Source organism: Streptomyces sp. NPDC005492 (genome assembly GCF_040605995.1).
Taxonomy (GTDB): domain Bacteria; phylum Actinomycetota; class Actinomycetes; order Streptomycetales; family Streptomycetaceae; genus Streptomyces.
Genome location: NZ_JBEXDX010000037.1, coordinates 63,194 through 79,640, shown reverse-complemented (window position 1 = coordinate 79,640; position 16,447 = coordinate 63,194). Strand labels below are relative to the sequence as shown.

The 16,447-nt window shown below is 69.7% G+C and carries 14 protein-coding genes; 5 read left to right on the top strand and 9 right to left on the bottom strand.

Annotation, left to right across the window (positions count from 1 at the left end):
• The first annotated feature begins 1 nt into the window (after nt 1).
• The 4 genes from ABZT04_RS35015 to ABZT04_RS35000 are packed head-to-tail and all read left to right on the top strand — an operon-like array spanning nt 2 to nt 4,948.
• Nucleotides 2-943 (top strand): sugar ABC transporter permease, encoded by a 942-nt coding sequence (locus ABZT04_RS35015; protein WP_356061463.1) that lies wholly within the window; start codon nt 2-4, stop codon nt 941-943.
• Nucleotides 940-1,773, top strand: a complete 834-nt coding sequence (locus tag ABZT04_RS35010) for a carbohydrate ABC transporter permease (protein WP_356061461.1) — start codon at nt 940-942, stop codon at nt 1,771-1,773. Before ABZT04_RS35015 ends, ABZT04_RS35010 begins: the two co-directional genes overlap by 4 nt.
• Entirely contained in the window at nt 1,773-3,665 is a 1,893-nt protein-coding gene (locus tag ABZT04_RS35005; protein ID WP_356061458.1) for a neutral/alkaline non-lysosomal ceramidase N-terminal domain-containing protein, read from the top strand. Before ABZT04_RS35010 ends, ABZT04_RS35005 begins: the two co-directional genes overlap by 1 nt.
• Before the next feature lie 5 nt (nt 3,666-3,670).
• Nucleotides 3,671-4,948, top strand: a complete 1,278-nt coding sequence (locus ABZT04_RS35000) for a hypothetical protein (protein WP_356061455.1) — start codon at nt 3,671-3,673, stop codon at nt 4,946-4,948.
• Nucleotides 4,949-5,415: 467 nt separating this feature from the next.
• On the opposite strand, the gene ABZT04_RS34995 is transcribed toward ABZT04_RS35000, so the two are convergent.
• From ABZT04_RS34995 to ABZT04_RS34955, 9 genes are all read right to left on the bottom strand, one after another.
• Nucleotides 5,416-6,651: an alginate lyase family protein gene (locus ABZT04_RS34995; RefSeq protein ID WP_356061452.1), complete on the bottom strand. Its 1,236-nt coding sequence runs from the start codon at nt 6,649-6,651 to the stop codon at nt 5,416-5,418.
• 79 nt (nt 6,652-6,730) lie between these two features.
• Nucleotides 6,731-7,522, bottom strand: coding sequence for a polysaccharide lyase family 7 protein (locus ABZT04_RS34990; protein WP_356061449.1), 792 nt, complete (start codon nt 7,520-7,522; stop codon nt 6,731-6,733).
• A 75-nt stretch (nt 7,523-7,597) separates the two neighbouring features.
• Nucleotides 7,598-8,773: an enolase C-terminal domain-like protein gene (locus ABZT04_RS34985; protein WP_356061447.1), complete on the bottom strand. Its 1,176-nt coding sequence runs from the start codon at nt 8,771-8,773 to the stop codon at nt 7,598-7,600.
• Nucleotides 8,764-9,741 carry a D-2-hydroxyacid dehydrogenase gene (locus ABZT04_RS34980; RefSeq protein WP_356061445.1) on the bottom strand — a complete coding sequence of 326 codons (978 nt, stop codon included), beginning with the start codon at nt 9,739-9,741 and terminating at the stop codon, nt 8,764-8,766. Before ABZT04_RS34980 ends, ABZT04_RS34985 begins: the two co-directional genes overlap by 10 nt.
• Nucleotides 9,738-10,736 (bottom strand): hydroxyacid dehydrogenase, encoded by a 999-nt coding sequence (locus tag ABZT04_RS34975; RefSeq protein WP_356061443.1) that lies wholly within the window; start codon nt 10,734-10,736, stop codon nt 9,738-9,740. Before ABZT04_RS34975 ends, ABZT04_RS34980 begins: the two co-directional genes overlap by 4 nt.
• Nucleotides 10,733-11,941: a hypothetical protein gene (locus ABZT04_RS34970; protein WP_356061441.1), complete on the bottom strand. Its 1,209-nt coding sequence runs from the start codon at nt 11,939-11,941 to the stop codon at nt 10,733-10,735. The genes ABZT04_RS34975 and ABZT04_RS34970 overlap by 4 nt, the downstream gene beginning before the upstream one ends.
• A 5-nt stretch (nt 11,942-11,946) precedes the next feature.
• Nucleotides 11,947-12,783, bottom strand: a complete 837-nt coding sequence (locus ABZT04_RS34965; protein WP_356061439.1) for a carbohydrate ABC transporter permease — start codon at nt 12,781-12,783, stop codon at nt 11,947-11,949.
• Entirely contained in the window at nt 12,783-13,805 is a 1,023-nt protein-coding gene (locus ABZT04_RS34960) for a sugar ABC transporter permease (RefSeq protein ID WP_063760089.1), read from the bottom strand. The genes ABZT04_RS34965 and ABZT04_RS34960 overlap by 1 nt, the downstream gene beginning before the upstream one ends.
• A gap of 54 nt (nt 13,806-13,859) precedes the next feature.
• Entirely contained in the window at nt 13,860-15,323 is a 1,464-nt protein-coding gene (locus ABZT04_RS34955) for an extracellular solute-binding protein (RefSeq protein WP_356061436.1), read from the bottom strand.
• Nucleotides 15,324-15,567: 244 nt separating this feature from the next.
• Between ABZT04_RS34955 and ABZT04_RS34950 the strand changes: the two genes are divergently transcribed.
• Nucleotides 15,568-16,380 carry a sugar phosphate isomerase/epimerase gene (locus ABZT04_RS34950; RefSeq protein ID WP_356061434.1) on the top strand — a complete coding sequence of 271 codons (813 nt, stop codon included), beginning with the start codon at nt 15,568-15,570 and terminating at the stop codon, nt 16,378-16,380.
• Nucleotides 16,381-16,447 lie beyond the last annotated feature (67 nt).

Genomic DNA, 16,447 nt, shown 5'->3' with positions numbered 1-16,447 from the left:
CATGACGACGAACAAGGCCACGATCGCGGTCCGGCCGCTGGACAAGCGCCGGCCCGCGGGCCGCTCCCTGTCGTATCCACGGCGCAGGACCTACCAGTACGCCTTCGCCCTGCCCGCCATCTGCCTGGTGTTCGTGTTCTTCGTCCTGCCCTTCGTCGCCAACGCGTTCTTCGCCTTCGTGCAGTGGACGGGCTACAGCTCCACCCTGACCTGGACGGGCCTGAGCAACTTCCGACTCCTCGACCAGGTCGGTCTCCTCCGACACGCGATCACGGTGACGGCGATCTACGCGGTCACGGCGATGGTGGTGCAGAACGGTGTAGGTCTCGTCCTCGCCACCGCCCTGCAGCGGACCAGCCGGATCAACTCCGTGTTCCGGTCGGTGTTCTTCGTGCCCGTGCTGATCTCGCCGCTGGCCGCCGGCTACATCTGGGCGGCGGTCCTGGACGACCGCGGACCGGCGAACGCGTTCCTGTCGGCGGTGCTGCCGGGCGACTTCCACTACGCCTGGCTCGGGCACGACACCTCGGCGCTGCTGACCGTCGCCTCCATCGACGCGTGGAAGCTGAGCGGGCTGGTCACGCTGGTGTACATCGCCGGTCTGAACCGCATCCCCGAACAGGTCCTCCAGGCAGCGACGTTGGACGGCGCGGGCGCCTGGCGAAGGTTCTGGTCGATCAAGCTGCCGCTGCTGGCGCCGGCCGTCACCTTCAATGTCACCGTCTCGCTGGTCGGCGCGTTCAGCGCCCTCGACGTGGTCTTCTCGACGACCGCCGGCGGCCCGGGCGATGCGACGACCCTGCTGAACGTCGCCGTCTACACCCAGTACGGGCAGAGCTTCTTCGGTACGGCGAGCGCGCTGAGCTTCGTCGTGACCCTGATGGTGATCCTCACGGCCGTCCCGATGATGAGCTGGCTGCGCCGGCGAGAGGTACCGATGTGAACACGAACGCCGTACGCACCGGGGTGCGTTACCTGCTGCTGACGCTCTTCGCGATCCCCTGGATCGTCGTGCCGTTCTGGCTGCTGATCGTCAACTCCCTGAAGACGGAGGGGGATTCCAGCGTCCTGTCGCTGGCCTGGCCGAAGCACTGGAACGGCGGTGCCAACTACCGCACGGTGATCGACCAGGGGTCGTACTTCCTCGGACTGCGCAACAGCGCGCTGATGGCCGTACCGACGATCCTGGCCGTGCTGCTGCTGGGTTCGATGGCGGCCTGGTCGTACGCCCGGTCCGGGTCTCGGCCGCTGCGGTTCGCGTACTACACCTCGGCGCTGTCCATCGTGCTGCCGCCCGCGATCGTCCCGACGATCTACGTGCTGACCCGACTCGGCATCAACGGGACGCAGTTGGGCTACATGCTGGTGATCGCCGGGACCCGGCTCGGGGTGGTGGTCTTCCTGGCTACCGGGTTCGTGCGGACGCTGCCGCACGACTTCGAGGAGGCCGCGCAGATCGACGGCGCGAACCGCTGGCAGGTCTACTGGCGGATCGTGCTGCCCATGCTCACCCCGGTGCTGTTCACCAGCGCGGTGATGCTGATCATCTCGGTGTGGAACGACTTCTACTTCGCGCTGTTCCTGCTGCGCGGCTCGGAGCGGGCCACGCTGCCGCTGACGCTGTATCAGTTCGCGTCGACGTCCACGCACGGCGTGAGCTGGAACCTCGTCTTCGCCCATGTCGTCCTCACCAGCCTGCCGCTCGTCCTCGTCTACGCGGTACTGCAACGGCGCGTCCTGGGCGGCCTCACCGAAGGGGGCGTGACCGGCTGATGCGCCTGAGTCCGCCGGACAGCATGAACGCCGAGCAGGCCCGGCTGCGCGCGGCGATCACGGACCGCCGCGGCGCGGTGCGCGGCCCGTTCGAGGCGCTGCTGCGCAGCCCCCGCCCGGGCGAGCTGGTGGAGGAGCTGAGCACGTACTGCGCCCGGGAGTCCGCCCTTCCGGAGCGGCTGCGCGAGCTGGCCCTCCTGATCGTCGCGCGCCACTTCGACGCCCAGCACTCCTGGCTGGCGCACGTCGGCAAGGCGGTCGCGGCCGGTGTCGACCCCGCGGCACTGGAACGGCTGGCACGCGACGAGCCCCCGGGGTTCGGCCGCGCCGACGAGGCGGTCCTGCACCGGTTCGCGGCCCAGGCCCTGACGGACCACTTCGTCGACGACGACACCTACGCCGCCGCGCTGGCGGAGTTCGGCGAACAGGGCCTGGTCGACCTGGTGATCGCGCTCGGCACCTTCACGACCCTGGCCCTGGTCCTCAACACCTTCCAGATGGACCTGCCGCCCGACCGCGAACCGCCCTTCCCCGATGTGCGCGGCTTCCGTCGGGAGGACCACCAGGACAACCGCCCCTCCGCTCAAGGAGAACCCTTGACCGTCCCCGCGACCGTCACCGCCCGCGAAGAGCCCCCGGCGTCCGGCCGGTTGCGGGCCGGTGTCACCCGGACCGACATCACCCCCGCGGACCTGACCGGTCTGCACCCGATGCCCGGGTCCTTCTCCGGTGTGCACGACCCTCTGTTCCTGCGCGCCCTCTACCTGGACGACGGCGAGATCGAGGTCGCCCTGGTCTCGCTCGACCTGATCGAGGCGGGTGACATCACCCCGCTCCGCGAGCGCATCGAGCGGGAACTCGGCATCCCGGCCGACCATGTGGTGATCACGGCGACGCACACCCACAACGCCCCCCGGATCGCGGACGTCTCACCGGGCGCGCTGGCACACGCGGGCGGCCCGGAGTCGTTCGCGTACACCGAGATCGTCTACGACCGTGTCGTCGCCGCGCTCCACGAGGCCCGGGCCGGCGCCCGCCCGGCCCGCTTCGGTGTGGGCAGCGGAACCGCGGACGTCAACGTCAACCGCGAGGAGTACGCCGACGGCCGCTGGACCCTGGGCCGCGACCCGGACGGCCCCTCCGACAAGACCGTCTGGGTGCTGAAGTTCGAGTCGGAGCACGGCGAGCCGATCGCCGTCCTGGTCACCTACGCGGTGCACTCGACCGTGGTGTTCGGCACCGGGGAGATCAGCGGGGACCTGGCCGGAGCGGCCTGCGCCCATGTCGAGCGCACGCTGCGGGAGGAGCACGGCACCGACGCGGTGGCCCTGTGGATGCCGGGCGCGCTCGGCGACCAGGCACCCCGGATCGATCTCGGTCTGCCGTTCGGGGTCGCCCCTACCGAGCGCCAACGGGCCCGTGCCTACGCGGCGATGGACGCCCAGGGGCTGATCGTCGGCACCGAGGTGCTGCGAGTGGCGGACCGGATCGGCGAGACCTCCTCCGACGTCCGGATCCGGGCCGGGCAGCGCACGGTCCACTGCCCGGTGAAGGCCGGACACGAGGTCATGGAGACCATGCGACAGGAGGCCGTCGACACCGTGCCGCTGCGCCTGGCCCTGGTCGCGCTGGACGACGTGGCGCTGACCGGGGTGTCCGGCGAGGTCGTCACCGAGGTCTACCGGCGGCTCCAGGCCGAGTCTCCGCTCGCCCGCACCCTGCTGGTCTCCCTCGCCAACGACCGCATCGGCTACCTCCCCGACGACGCCCGCTTCGACCGCCCGGTGCACTCCGTCAACGGCTGCCCGATCGCTCGCGGACACGCCGAGAACGCCATCGTGGACGGGCTCGTCGACCTGATCACGGGCCTGGTCTCCGGCGGACGGGGCTGACCGCCGTGTCCCCGGCCGAAGCCGCCTTCACCGCAGGCGCCGGCAAGGCCGCCGTCCGCCTGCCCGACTCCCTGTTCCCGCTGGACGGGTTCACTTCGGTCCACGATCCGCTGTACGTCCGGGTACTCGTCCTGGACGACGGCCGGACCCGGCTCGCGCTGACCGTGCTCGACCAGACCTCGGTCTCCGACGAACAGCTCGCCCGGACCAGGGAGATCGTCCACCGGGTCGGCGTGGTGGATCCGCTCGACTGTCTGGTGGTGGCGAGCCACACCTTCTCGGCGCCGCACGTGGTGCCGCCCGAGCGTGCTCCGCAGGCCGAACGGGATCGCCAGGCCCGGCTGGCCCACGCCATGGACGCCGCGGTGGCGCGGGCCACCGCCGAGGCCTGCCGGACCCTGCGCCCCGCACGCACCGGCTTCGGCCGCGGCTCCTGCCGTATCGCGGTCCAGCGCGATGTGGCCACCCCGCACGGCTGGTGGCTCGGCGCCGACGACGCCGGACCGACCGACGACGGTGTGGGGGTCGTACGGATCGACGGCATCGACGGCCGCCCCGTCGCCGTACTCGTCAACTACGCGGTGCAGCCGTCCGTGATGAACGGCTCGACGACTCGCGAGGGCGGCCGCCAGGTCACCGCCGACCTGGCGGGCGCGGCCAGCGGCCGGATCGAGGAGCGGTACGGGGACGGCACGGTGGCGCTGTTCCTGGTCGGCGCGGCGGGCGACCAGGCGCCGTACCTCACCGCCGTACGCACCACGGTCGACGACAGCGGAACGCCACGGCGGACCGATGCCCAGGAGGTCGGCCACCTGTTGGCGGAGCTGCTCGGCGAGCGGCTCGCGGACGAGGCCGTCCGGGTCGCCGACCTGATCCGCACCACGGTCCCGACCGCCCCCCTGCGCGTCCTCCACGACCGGGTGACGGTCCCCGCCCAGGTACCCCCCGCCGGCCTGCACGCCCTGCGCCCGAGCACGCGGTACGCCTTCACCCCGGACGGCACGACCGAGGCCCCGTTCGTGCTGGCCCGGATCGGCGAGACCGTCCTCGCCGGCGTCCAGGCCGAACTCAACGCCCGCACGGGCAGGGCCCTGAAGGACGCCTCACCGTTCCCCGACACCTGCGTCGTCACCATGGTCAACGGCGCCGCCAAGTACATGGCGGACACCGATGCCTACGACCGGATCACCTACGGCGCGATGAACTCCCGCTACGGCCAAGGAGCCGCGGAAGCCGTCGTCGCGCGGATCGTGGAGGTGCTGCGCTCGCCGGGGGCGGTCTGAGCCCGAGCTCAGGAGCTCTTGGCCACCGGCTCAAGGATCGCCACGCACTCCACATGATGAGTCATCGGGAAGGTGTGCAGGTTACCCAAGTCCCGGGAAATATGCAGATCAGAGACGTTATTGAGGGCGGAATTCAGGCCCCCTGAAGAGCCTCGTGCGTCAAACGTGCGTCACTGCCACAGCCGTGCGTCAGATGCGCCCGGATCCCGATCATGCCAGGAGCGCAGGCTGCGCCGTGGCAGACCGTGCCGCTGGGACTGTGCTGGTTGCCGTCTCCATCTCTCGGAGCGCGGCGGAATCAAGGGGCCAAAGAGACGCGAGCGAAGCCAGTCACCGGCCTGCGCCTGCGCATGCGCCTGCGTGAACCACTGAGGAGGCTTGACGGCCTCCGGCGGAAGTTCGATGCGCCGACACGGTGTGACTGCGATCAGATCCTCATCAACCGCATCGCGCAGCGTCGGAGGTGCTCAACCGCTTCGCCGCGAGCTGAGCCCGAACGGCCGGCGCGTCCCGCCCGCGGGTGCCGGCCGGGCCGCTATGGAGTCCAGCTGCTCGGCCGCCGGGCGTAGCGCCCACAGGTCACCGCCGGGCGGTGCCTCCAGGAGGGGGACGGCCTGCTGTGCCCGTTCGTCTCCCGCGTCGGCCGCGGCGTGGACGACGCCGGTCGCCGCGTACCGGAGGAACTCCATCTCCGGGTGCGGCCAGGCGGCGGTTCCGGTCGCGGCCGGGAGCAGGTAGTCCACGGCCTTGAACAGGCTCTGCCCGTCCGGTCCCCGGTAGTCCCACAGGTTCACGTCGACGCGCTCCCCGATCGCCGCGAGCCGGGTGTGGGCGACCAGGTCGAATGTCGAGTAGTGCCAACTCCTGGTCCGGGTCAGCTCCTGCGGCTGGCTGCCGTCCGCCGCGATCTGTGGGTCGATGCGCTTGACGCGTGCGTCGAGCACGGTCCGTCGGGCCAGGTCCTTGTCGCCGGTCGCGTACGCGAGGGCGGCGAGCTGCATGTCGTGGAAGGTGCCGTGGTTGTTGGCCGCCGTCTCCTCCTCCTTGCCGAAGTCGCTGTTCCTCAGCCAGTCGAGGAAGTCGGAGTTCCACCGGGACATCACCGTCCGGTCGGCCCTCGTCCAGCCGGGCGCGCCCGTGTCGAGGATCGCGACGGCGTCGACGACGCTGGTGTACGACTGCGAGAAGTCGATGACGCCGATGGCGCGTCCGTCGTACTTGCCGGGGATGAACTGGGCGTGGTTCAGGTGCGGGTTCATCCGCGTGGCCGGGTCGAGGAACCAGGTGCGCAGGACCAGGGCCGCCTTCTCGGCGTACACCTGCTTGCCCGTGTAGTACCAGGCCAGGGACAGGTCGTACGTCGAGTCGAAGACCTTCTCGAGGTTCTGGCGGTCGGTTCCGGAGTCGACCTCGGGGTTGCGCTGTCCGTCCCGTTGGACGTACGGGCAGCCCCAGGGGTTGTCGGCCGTCGGAGCCTCGGTGGGCCACCAGTAGGGGGCCTGGCTCAGGTAGTCGTGGACGTCGCCGCCGGGTGCGGGCCTGGGCTTGTCGACGACTGTCCAGGGGCCCTGGTCCAGCCACCGGTCGGCGCGGGCCGTCAACGCCTCGGCGGCTCGCCGCAGTTGCGGGTCGCCTTGCTCCAGGCGGACCCTCGCCTGCTGCAGCCGGGTGCCGTCGAGGACGGCGGTGTCCGGGGCCTTCATTGGTCAACTCCGATCAGCCAGGTGAAACTGGGAGCGAAGGCACGAGGCCGCCCTCCGCAGGAAGGGCGGCCCCTTCACCTCAGCTGTGCGTCACTTTCACTCCGTACAGGGCGACCTCGCCGTAGTTCGAGGAGTCGCACGGCGAGGAGTTGTTGCAGTTCGCCTGGGTGTAGTCACCCGCCTTGAAGTAGCCGCTGTCGAACGCGGCGGCCACGGTGGCCTTGAGGGCACCGTTGTAGTAGACGTCGACCTTTCCGTCGTGGGCCACGAACTTCCCCTGGAAGCGGGTCCCGAGCTTGTAGTTGGAGGTCACCAGCTTGTAGTGGGTGGTGTTGTACGAGGTGATGTACAGGCTGGTCCCCTCCAGACGGAACGACGTGACGTCGCTGTCGGAGTCGTGTATCTGCCCGGCCATCACGTGCGGCTTGGTCTTGGGGAGGTGAGTGATCGCCTGGTCGACGACCATGGTGTGGGTGCCCGATGTGGACGGCCAGCTCCTGGTCGCCGTCCCGTCCGCGTTCATCTCCCGCAGCTCGGACCGCGGGTAGCCGGAGTTGCTGGTGGTGGCTCCGTTGACGGCGGCTCGGAGCAGGATCGCGTTGCAGCTCGCGTTGGTCGTGAACCAGGGCGCCTTGGCATAGGTCGCCAGAGCGGGCTGGAAGATCTCCTGGGGTGAGCCGGTGCTGTTGGGGATGGGCAGCTGCAGCTTCCAGGCCTTGCTCAGGCCGATGGCCGCGGCCGGCGCGGGGCAGGCGGCGGCGTTCGCCGACTCGCTGGGTACCGCGGCCAGGACGCTGACCGCGAGTGCGGGTGCTGCGAGCAGGCAGAGAGCGCGGCGGTGAGACCGGCGCGTTGTCGATCGACTCTTCATGAGCGGCTCCTTCGTGTGACGACACGTCTTCATGTCAAGGTCATGACAGTCCGGGAAAGGTCATGACGGTCCAGGTCATGACAGATCCAGCTCTCGTACGATCCCTTCGTCGATGCCGATACCGAGGCCCGGGCCTGACGGCACCTCGGCCACCCCTGCGCGGACCTGGATGACAGGGCCCGTGGCGTAGGGGCTGATCAGGAACTGCCGGCCGTTGAGGTCGGCGGGTGCGATGAGGTCGTGGGCCGCGAACAGGTGCAGCGAAGCGGCGAGGCCGATGTCGGACTCGGTCAGCCCCGACCCCATCAGGGCCACGCCGCAGTCCTCGGCCAGCTGGCACTGGCGCAGGGCCAGGGTGAGCCCGGCGCAGCGCTGCACCTTCGCGACGGCGATGCCGATGGCGCCCATCCGGACGAACGAGGCCAGATCCGTGGGGTGCCGCAGGCTCTCGTCCACGGCGATGGGGACGGGGCTGAGATCGCGCAACCGGCGCAGTCCGTCGATGTCGTTCGCGGGCAGTGGTTGTTCGAGCGCGGCGATGTCGAGCGGTGCGAGGCTGCGGGCGAGACGGAGCGCGGAGTCCTGGGTGCCGGCCTGGTTGGCGTCGACGATCAGCCGGGCGTCGGGGGCGGCCTCCCGTACGGCCGCCACACGGGCGACTTCCGCGGCCTCGTCCTGACCGGGTGTGAGTCCTGTCTTCACCTTGAAGTGCCGATAGCCGTCGGCCTGTCCCTCCGCGACGGAGTCCCTGACGGCAGCCTCGTCAAGTCCCGTGACGATCCAGCAGAGTTCGACCGTGTCGTGGCGACGCCTCCCCCACAGCTCGCCGAGGCTCACCCCTCGCGAACGCGCCAGGGCGTCGTGCCAGGCGACGTCCAGGGCGGCCCGGGCCAGCGGCATTCCGGTGGACCAGCCACGCCGGATGGCGCGGTCGCAGGCCAGCACGAGCCCGTCGAGGTCCCACAGCGGCAGACCGGTCGCGGCCGGCGCCAGGTAGTAGGTCAGGGTGGACACGACGGACTCGGTGGTCTCGTACGTCCAGGACGGGATCGGTGTCGCCTCGCCCCACCCGGTGCTCCCGTCCGACGCCGTGACCTTGACGAGTACGCGGACGGCGGGCCGGCCCCGGGTGGTGACGCCGCCTCCCGCGACCGCGAAGTCCCGCAGCGTCGGCAGGGCCACCGTGAAGGTCTCCACGCGCTCGACGGTCACGGCGGCGCGGAAGTCGGCTTCCGGGGTCGTCAGAACCATAGCGACTTGTCCACCACGTTGATCAACGGCCGTCCGTCGGCGAACCGTTGCGCGTTCTCCGCGAGCACCTCGAACCGTCGCTCCGCCGCATGCGGTCCCACCCCGGCCACGTGCGGGGTGATCAGCGCTCTGGGATGGCGCCAGAGAGGGTGCTCCGGCGGCAGCGGCTCCCGCTCCAGGACGTCGAGGGCAGCGCCCCGCAGACGTCCCGTGTCCAGGGCCGCGACCACGTCGTCGAGACGTACGGTCGGACCGCGGCCCACGTTGACCAGGCAGGCCCCGTCCTTCATCGCCGCCAGCCGGCGCGCGTCCATCAGCCCCTCCGTGTGGGGGGTGTGGGGCACGGTGAGGATCACGATGTCCGCAAGGGGCAGTGCGCGATCGAGGGCGTCCGGCGGCAGTACCCGTACAAAGCCGGGCGGCGCAGCGATGACGCGGGCGTCGATGCCCTCCACCTGGGTGCCGAACGCGGCGAGCAGTCGTCCCGTCTCGGCACCGATCGCACCCGTACCGACGATGAGCGCACGCGCCTCGGCGAGCGGCACGACCGCCCCGTCCGACCAGTCCGGCGCCCAGGTGGCAGCCGTCTGCTCGCGTACGTAGCGGGGCAGTTGCCTGGCGAGGGCCAGGACCAACGCCATGGTGTGCGCGGCGACATGGTCGGTGTAGGTGTCCCGCATGTTCGTCACCTCGACCGGATGACGTACGAGCGCGGGGTGGTAGAAGCCGGGGGGCGGACCGGCCTGGGGAGCCTGCAGCCAGCACAACTGTTGTGCCACGTCGAGGAGTTCGGGCGTGAGCGTGCCGTACGCGGCGTCGGCGTCGACCAGCGCGGCGCGTACGTCCTCGGGGGTTTCGGGACAGAGCACCTTGATCCCCGGCACGGCCAGGCCGAGCCGTTCGGGCCAGGAGTGGGTCTCCGCCGGCAGGGGCGGGACCATGACGAGGGTGTACGGGATTGTGGTCATGCGGCATGCTCCATCGACACGGCGGCCACCTCGTGCCGCAGCGGGCGCTTGGCGACGTACCGGGCCAGTTCCTCGGCCATGGCCGCGCCCAGCAGGCGCCGTTCCGGACCGAGGCTGCCGGCCAGATGCGGCGTCACCACCACGTTGTCCAGCGTGAACAGCGGTGAGCCGGGGTGGGGCGGTTCGGGGTCGGTGACGTCGAGCACGGCGAACAGGTCGGGCCGCTCTCCGAGTACGGTGACCAGCGCAGGCTCGTCCACGAGGCCGCCGCGCGCGGTGTTGACGAGCGTGGCGTCCGGGCGCATGGACCGCAGCAGCTCGGCGTCGACCATGCCGCGGGTCTCGTCCAGCAGCGGGGCGTGCAGACTCACCACGTCGCTCTGGGTGAACACGCCCTCCAGCGTGGTCGGTTCGACGCCCAGCACACGGGCGTCGGCGTCGGACACGTACGGGTCGTGAGCCACCACGCGGACACCGTGCCGGGCGAGCAGACGTGCAGTGGCCCGCCCGGTGGCGCCGAGTGAGACGAGCCCGACGGTGGCGCCCGCGGTGCCGAGTTCGCTGCGGCGGGGCACCGCCGCGGCCGTACGGCGCGCGGTCAGGACGTAGCGCCAGCCGTGCTTGAGCGCGTACAGGATCTGGGCGAGCGTGAAGTCCGCGACCTTGTCGGCGATCACCGCTCCGCCGGAGGTGACCCGCACCCCGCGCGCCCAGGACTCCTCGGTCACCAGCGGCCGCACCGATCCGGCGGCGTACAGCACGAGAGCCAGCCGCGGTGCGCTGTCCAGCAGTTCGGCGGTGAGCCGGGGTGCGCCCCAGCCGGTGACGAGCACATCGACGTCGGCCAGCACGCCCGCGGACAGGTCCGTCGCGGAGAGCGGGGGCCGCTCGATCGTCAAGTGGCGTTCGATGTCGGCGCGTTCGTCCGGCCCGTACACGTCGTCGAAGAGCGCCGGGTCCATTACGTACAGTCCGGTGAGCCGCTCGTCCGTCATGCTGCTCCCTCCGTTGTCCGGGTGCCTGTTCGCGCGTTGGCCGTGCGCAGGGCTCTCAGTCGGGCCGGGGAGGCCAGGCCCGCGTGGTAGTAGCGGATCTGCCGCGCCCCGGCGGCCAGCAGCCGTGCCACCCGGCCGGCGAGTTCGGCGGGCCGCTCTTCCAGCACGGACACATTGGCGATCACCGGCCGTGCGCTGTCCCTGACCGCTGCCTCGACGCGGGCCACGGACCGGTGCACGTCGTCCCAGCACTTGATGACGACGGCTGTGGCCCGGCCGCCGAAGCGGGCCAGGTCGAGCCCGCTGTCCGGGCCGGTGACCTGCGGGTCGCCGTCCGCCATCAGGAGCAGTTCCCGGCCGGGCGCCACCGCCGCCACCTGCCGTGTCAGGTCCTCGATCACCGACTGGCGATGCCGCAGTACGGCTTCCGCCGCCCGCTCACCGAGCGACTCACCGAGCGTGCCGGGTGCGCGTACGCCGTTGCGCAGCTCGGCGTCCACGGTGCGGCGCACCGCCTGCGCGACACCGTCGGCGTCTGCTCCGGCGGCCTCGATTCCCTTGCGGCAGGCAGTGCACAGGCAGATCGACAGCAGGGTGCGGCAGCCCTCGCTGAGGTCGGCGCCCGCCGTCTTCTCGTGGTGGCTGCCGTGCTCGAAGCCCAGCCATCCGCAGGCTTCGAGCATCAGCGCCGGCACCTCGACGGCGTCGTACCGTGCGCAGAAGGAGCGGACCAACTGGGTCGCGTACGCTGTCACTTCGGGCTTGGCGGGGCAGAGGGCGTACGTGTATCGCTGGTCGAAGGCGTTGCGCACCGTCAGGTCGGGTGCCCGCTCCCCCATCGCCGTGCTGTGGGTGAGCACCAGCCACGCTTCGACGCGGAGTCCTCGGCTACGCAGGGCCGTGGCGGCCGTGCCGAACCGGTCCGCGGCGTCCACGGCCCAGTTCGGTGTGGCCGGTCTCAGGCGCGAGCCGCGCCAGTCGCGCGGGTCGAGCGGGAAGTATGCGGCGGCGTGCGTGGCGTGGACCGTGCGGTGCGCCGGGTGGAAGGGCGTCATGGCGCGCACCGAGTGGTAGGCGGCCTGCAGGACCACCGCTTCCACGCCGAGCGAGGCCATGCGTTCGGCCGCGGCCGGGTCGCCCACCAGGTCCCAGGTGTAGGCGAAGGTGCCGCTGAGGTCGGCGGAGCTGGACGGCTCGGTTGTCACGGGGTTCACTCCTTGGTGGCGCCGGCCAGACCGCGCACGAAGTAGTTCTGGAAGAAGATGAAGACGATCAGCATGGGAATGACGGACAGGGTCATTCCGGCAGCGAATCCCGTCCAGTCGACGGAGTGCTCCCCCTTGAACGACAGCATTCCGACCGCCAGGTTCTGCAGATCCGGCTGGCCGAGTGTGAAGACCAAGGGGATGTTGAACTCGTTCCAGTTGCTGATGAACTGGAAGATGACGACCACCGCGATGACGGGCTTTGCCAGCGGAAGGACCAACCGGAACGTGCGCAGGAATCCGGCACCGTCGAGCTTGGCCGCGTCGAACAGGTCCTTCGGCACTCCGGAGAAGAACCCGATGAAAAGCAGCACATAGAGGGCGCCCGCAGCGCCGGACATGGCCAGCACGACCCCGGCGCGGGTGTTCAGCAGGCCGAGACTGTCCACCAGGACGAACTGCGGAATGATGATGGAGGCCACCGGGACGAACAAGGTGGCCACGATCAGGCGGTGCAGCGTCTTTCGTCCCGGGAATTCGTAGCGGGCCAGAATGTATCCGCACAGGGCGGACTTGAACAGTTCGATGACGGTGGATGCGACCGCGTACAGCACCGTGTTGAAGAAGAACTTGGAGAATCCGGCGTCCACCCACGCCCGGCGGAAGTTGTCGAAGTTCCACTGGTCGGGCATGAGGCCGGCGCCCCCGGTGAAGAGTCCCGTCTGCGTCTTGAACGCCCCCGCGACGACCCACAGGAACGGATAGACCCAGATCAGACCCACCACGATCAGCAGGGGCAGCGCGATGAGGTTGGCTCGCGCGGGCCGTGACAGACGCGCCATCAGACTCCGTACTCCTTCCGCAGCTTCTGCGCCCGGCGCACGAAGAGGCCCTGACTGGTCACGAGGAGGAACGCCATGACGGAGAACAGCAGCGCGGCCGCCGACGCGTATCCGTACGCGAAAGGCATCGAACCGAATGCCTGCTTGTAGATGAAGTACGAGACCACGTAGGTGCTCGTGCCCGGACCGCCGCCGGTGAGCGTGACGACGAGTCCGAAGACGTGCATCGCGTTGACCAGAGCGAGCATCACGATGACCACGGCGACGGGACGGATCATCGGAAGCGTGATCCGGGTGAGCTTCTGCCATTCATTGGCGCCGTCGAGTTCCGCGGCTTCGTAGAGCTCTTCGGGCACGTTCTGCAGAGCAGCCATCCAGTAGATCATGTACTGCCCGAATACCTGCCAGACGGAGATGAGGATCAGCGCCAGCATCGCGGTCCAGCGGTCGGCGAAGACGTCGGGCGTGCCGTCGGTCAGACCGAGTCCGTGCAGCGCCGAATTGAGCGCGCCGTTGGAGGGATTGAGCAGATAGGTGAAGATCAGCCCGGCCATGGCGACGGGGATGATCAGCGGCGCGAAGAACACCGTCCGCAGCGCCTTCTTCCCCCGCAGCCACTTCCTCGTCATCACCAGCGCGGCGAGCAGCGACAGTGGCAGCTTGATCAGGGTCGTACCGAGGGCGAACAGCAAGGTGTTGACGACGGCCTGCCAGAAGAGCGGATCGCCGAGGATGCGGCTGTAGTTGTCGCCGCCGACGTAGTTCTCGAGCGGTCCGATGCCCGACCAGTCGAAGAACGAGTAGTAGACCGTCGCGGCCAGCGGCCAGAGGGTGAAGCCGAGATAGAGGACGAGAAAGGGCAACAGGAAGGCCGCCACCCACAGCCGGTCGAGTCCCTTGGCACGCTCTCGGTTCTCTTCGGGCGGGCTCGACCGCCCGGGTCGGCGCGGCGTCCTGCTCGGGCGGGGCGCGGTGGTCGGGGCTGCATCTGGCGGACGCGGGCTGGTGGGGGCAATCGCCATGTGAGGTCCTTTTTTTGCGGTCCTGGCCGATGTCCGTCGTTCAGGGCGGGAGGGCTAGTCGGCCGGGCGGTAGTCGGAGGTGTACGACCAGTCGGGGAAGGTGAAGCAGTCGAGGGAGACCTTCAGGCCCTGGGCCGCTTCCTTCTCGAGCTGGGTCTTGAGGGTCTTCTGACGTTGCGCGACCAGCCGTTCGGCCTCCGGCTGCAGCGACTTGCCGCCGCTCAGGGCGCCGGACATCGCCTCGTACTCCCAGGTGGGCCGCTCTCCGATGGCCTTGACGTAGGCGGTGGACTTCACCAGGTCGGGGCACTTGGTGACCGGGAGCGGCAGATCGACCCGGTAGCCGGGCCGGTCGGCGATCTGCATGATCTGCTGCATCGCCGGGTCCTTGATGTAGCGGGCGTTGTCAGCGAACGCCAGCGTCCCGAAGCCGCTCTGCAGGTACTGCTTGGCGAAGTAGCCGTCGGGCTGGGTCATCCAGTCGAGGAAGGTCCAGGCGGCCTTTGACTGCTTGGTCTGCGCGCTCACCCAGTACTTGTTGCCGTCGGGCTGACTCCACAGGGCGCCCTTGGCCCCCGAGTCGGGGACGGGGTGCGCGGCGACGGAGTACTGGGAGGAGTCCATGCCGAGGGTCTTGAGCACCGAGGGCAGCCAGGTGCCGTCCATCGTGATGCCGGCCTGCCCCGCGGCGAACTGCTGCCGGGAGAAGTTCTTGTCGTTGGTGCCGGGCGCCAGATAGCCGTCCTTCTTGAGCTCCTGGATGAACCCGAACACCTTCTGCGCCTGCGGTTCGGCCAGCGAGAACGTCCCCTTCCTGTAGTCGAAGAACCAGTCGTTGATCGTGTACTCGCCGGCGGCGAGGGCGTAGAAGGTGCGCTGGAGGTCGGTGTCCTTGCTAGGTGCCGCGATGCAGTACGCCTTGGTCTCGGCCTTGACGCGCGCGCAGGTGCTCTTCAGCTCGGACCAGGTCGTCGGCGGCTTGGCGGCGTCGAGCCCGGCGTCCTCGAAGACCTTCTTGTTGAGGAACATGTAGCCGGGGCCCCAGTAGGTGCTCTCGGACAGGGGGAACCCGTACGTCTTCCCGTCGAGTTGGTTGACCCCGTCGACGAACGACCCTTCGGGCCATCGCTTGGTGAAGTTCGCGGGCAGCGCGGAGCCCCCGTTCAGCGGCTGGATCCACTTCTGTGCGAGCAACTGCGACATGGCCAGCGGACCGTTGTCGCTCCAGTAGAAGATGTCCGGGCCCTGACGGCTCTGGAAGGCCAGCGGAAGTGTCCGCTTGTACTCGTCCTGGGCGATCGACTGCCACTCCACGGTGATGTCCGGGTGCTGCCGATGGAACTCCTCAGCGACCTTCTTGTGGAAGTCCGTCTGCTCCGCCGAGTAGTCCCAGATCTTCAGGGTGGTGCCGGAGGAGCCGGAGCTCCCACCGCATCCCGCGAGCAAGGGCCCCACCAGCAGTGGCGCGAGCGCCAGCCTGCCGATCCGGGCTGCTCCAACTCTGCGTTCTGTCCCCATCGTCAGCTCCCGCTGTTTGGACGTGGCGCCCCGAGCGGCTCTCGGGACCGAGGCGCGGATGACGTTAGGGATTCCCTGGCATCTGAGCAAGCGTTTTCACAAGCTCAGTTTTTGACCCACTCGGCAGAACTTGAGATATAGCGGCTCTGAACTGGGAGTTTATGTGGGAGATCGATCTTCGGCACGGCATGACGATAGGCTCAGGGAGCGCTTTCACAAATGAACCCATCGGGAGGAGCACGCTTTGCATGTCCTCGTCCTCACCAAACCGTTCGGCGCCCTGCCACCCGGGGAACTGGCCGCCCGGCTGGCGGAGGCCGGCGCGGACGGCGCCGATCTGCTGGTCAGGGACGGTCAGACGGTCACGCCGAGCACGTCACGGCGGCTGGCGAAGACGGTACGAGCCCTGCGTGCCAACGGACTTGACCCCGGCCTCGTCAGCACGGACCTGACCTCGGCGGACGGTGAAGCCGAACGCGTCATCGGGCACTGTGCCGAGGCGGGCGTGCCGCTGATGCGCGCAGGGTTCTACCGCTACGACGCCGGACTCGACCACGCCTCCGAACTGAACCGGGCCCGCCGCGACTTCGCGGGCCTCGCCGAGCTCGCCGCCCGCCACGGCGTACGGCTCGTCCTCGCACTGCACCACGGCACGCTGCACCCCTCGGCCGCACACGCGGTCCGGCTGCTGGCGGGCGCGGATGTCCTGGTCCACCCCGACCCGGGCAACCAAGCCAAGGAGGGGAGCGAGGACTGGCGGCTCACCCTCGATGTGCTGGGCGGGCCGGAGCGGGTGGGCTGCGTGGGCGTGAAGAACGCGGTGTGGAGACCGGGCGAGGCGCGGGGATCCTGGAACTGCGACTGGCAGCCGCTCGCTGACGGGGGCGTCGTCCCCTGGCCCACGATCCTGCCCGGCCTCACGGACCTCGGGTACACCGGCCCGTTCTCCCTGCACGTCCACTACCCGACCGACGACCCGTTCGCGGCGGTCCGCCGGGACCTGGGTTACCTGCGTGGACTGCGGTCCGAACCGAGAACCACATCGTCCGCACGCTGAGCGACGAACTACGCTGGCGGCGGACCGACGGCGACTGGGAGCGGGATTTTGGCAACGTCGAACGTAC

Excerpts from the sequence above, each read along its gene's own strand:
- ABZT04_RS35015 (WP_356061463.1), top strand. The coding sequence starts at position 2 with ATGACGACGAACAAGGCCACGATCGCGGTCCGGCCGCTGGACAAGCGC.
- ABZT04_RS35005 (WP_356061458.1), top strand. The coding sequence starts at position 1,773 with ATGCGCCTGAGTCCGCCGGACAGCATGAACGCCGAGCAGGCCCGGCTG.
- ABZT04_RS34995 (WP_356061452.1), bottom strand. The coding sequence starts at position 6,651 with ATGAAGGCCCCGGACACCGCCGTCCTCGACGGCACCCGGCTGCAGCAG.
- ABZT04_RS34990 (WP_356061449.1), bottom strand. The coding sequence starts at position 7,522 with ATGAAGAGTCGATCGACAACGCGCCGGTCTCACCGCCGCGCTCTCTGC.
- ABZT04_RS34985 (WP_356061447.1), bottom strand. The coding sequence starts at position 8,773 with ATGGTTCTGACGACCCCGGAAGCCGACTTCCGCGCCGCCGTGACCGTC.
- ABZT04_RS34980 (WP_356061445.1), bottom strand. The coding sequence starts at position 9,741 with ATGACCACAATCCCGTACACCCTCGTCATGGTCCCGCCCCTGCCGGCG.
- ABZT04_RS34975 (WP_356061443.1), bottom strand. The coding sequence starts at position 10,736 with ATGACGGACGAGCGGCTCACCGGACTGTACGTAATGGACCCGGCGCTC.
- ABZT04_RS34965 (WP_356061439.1), bottom strand. The coding sequence starts at position 12,783 with ATGGCGCGTCTGTCACGGCCCGCGCGAGCCAACCTCATCGCGCTGCCC.
- ABZT04_RS34960 (WP_063760089.1), bottom strand. The coding sequence starts at position 13,805 with ATGGCGATTGCCCCCACCAGCCCGCGTCCGCCAGATGCAGCCCCGACC.
- ABZT04_RS34955 (WP_356061436.1), bottom strand. The coding sequence starts at position 15,323 with ATGGGGACAGAACGCAGAGTTGGAGCAGCCCGGATCGGCAGGCTGGCG.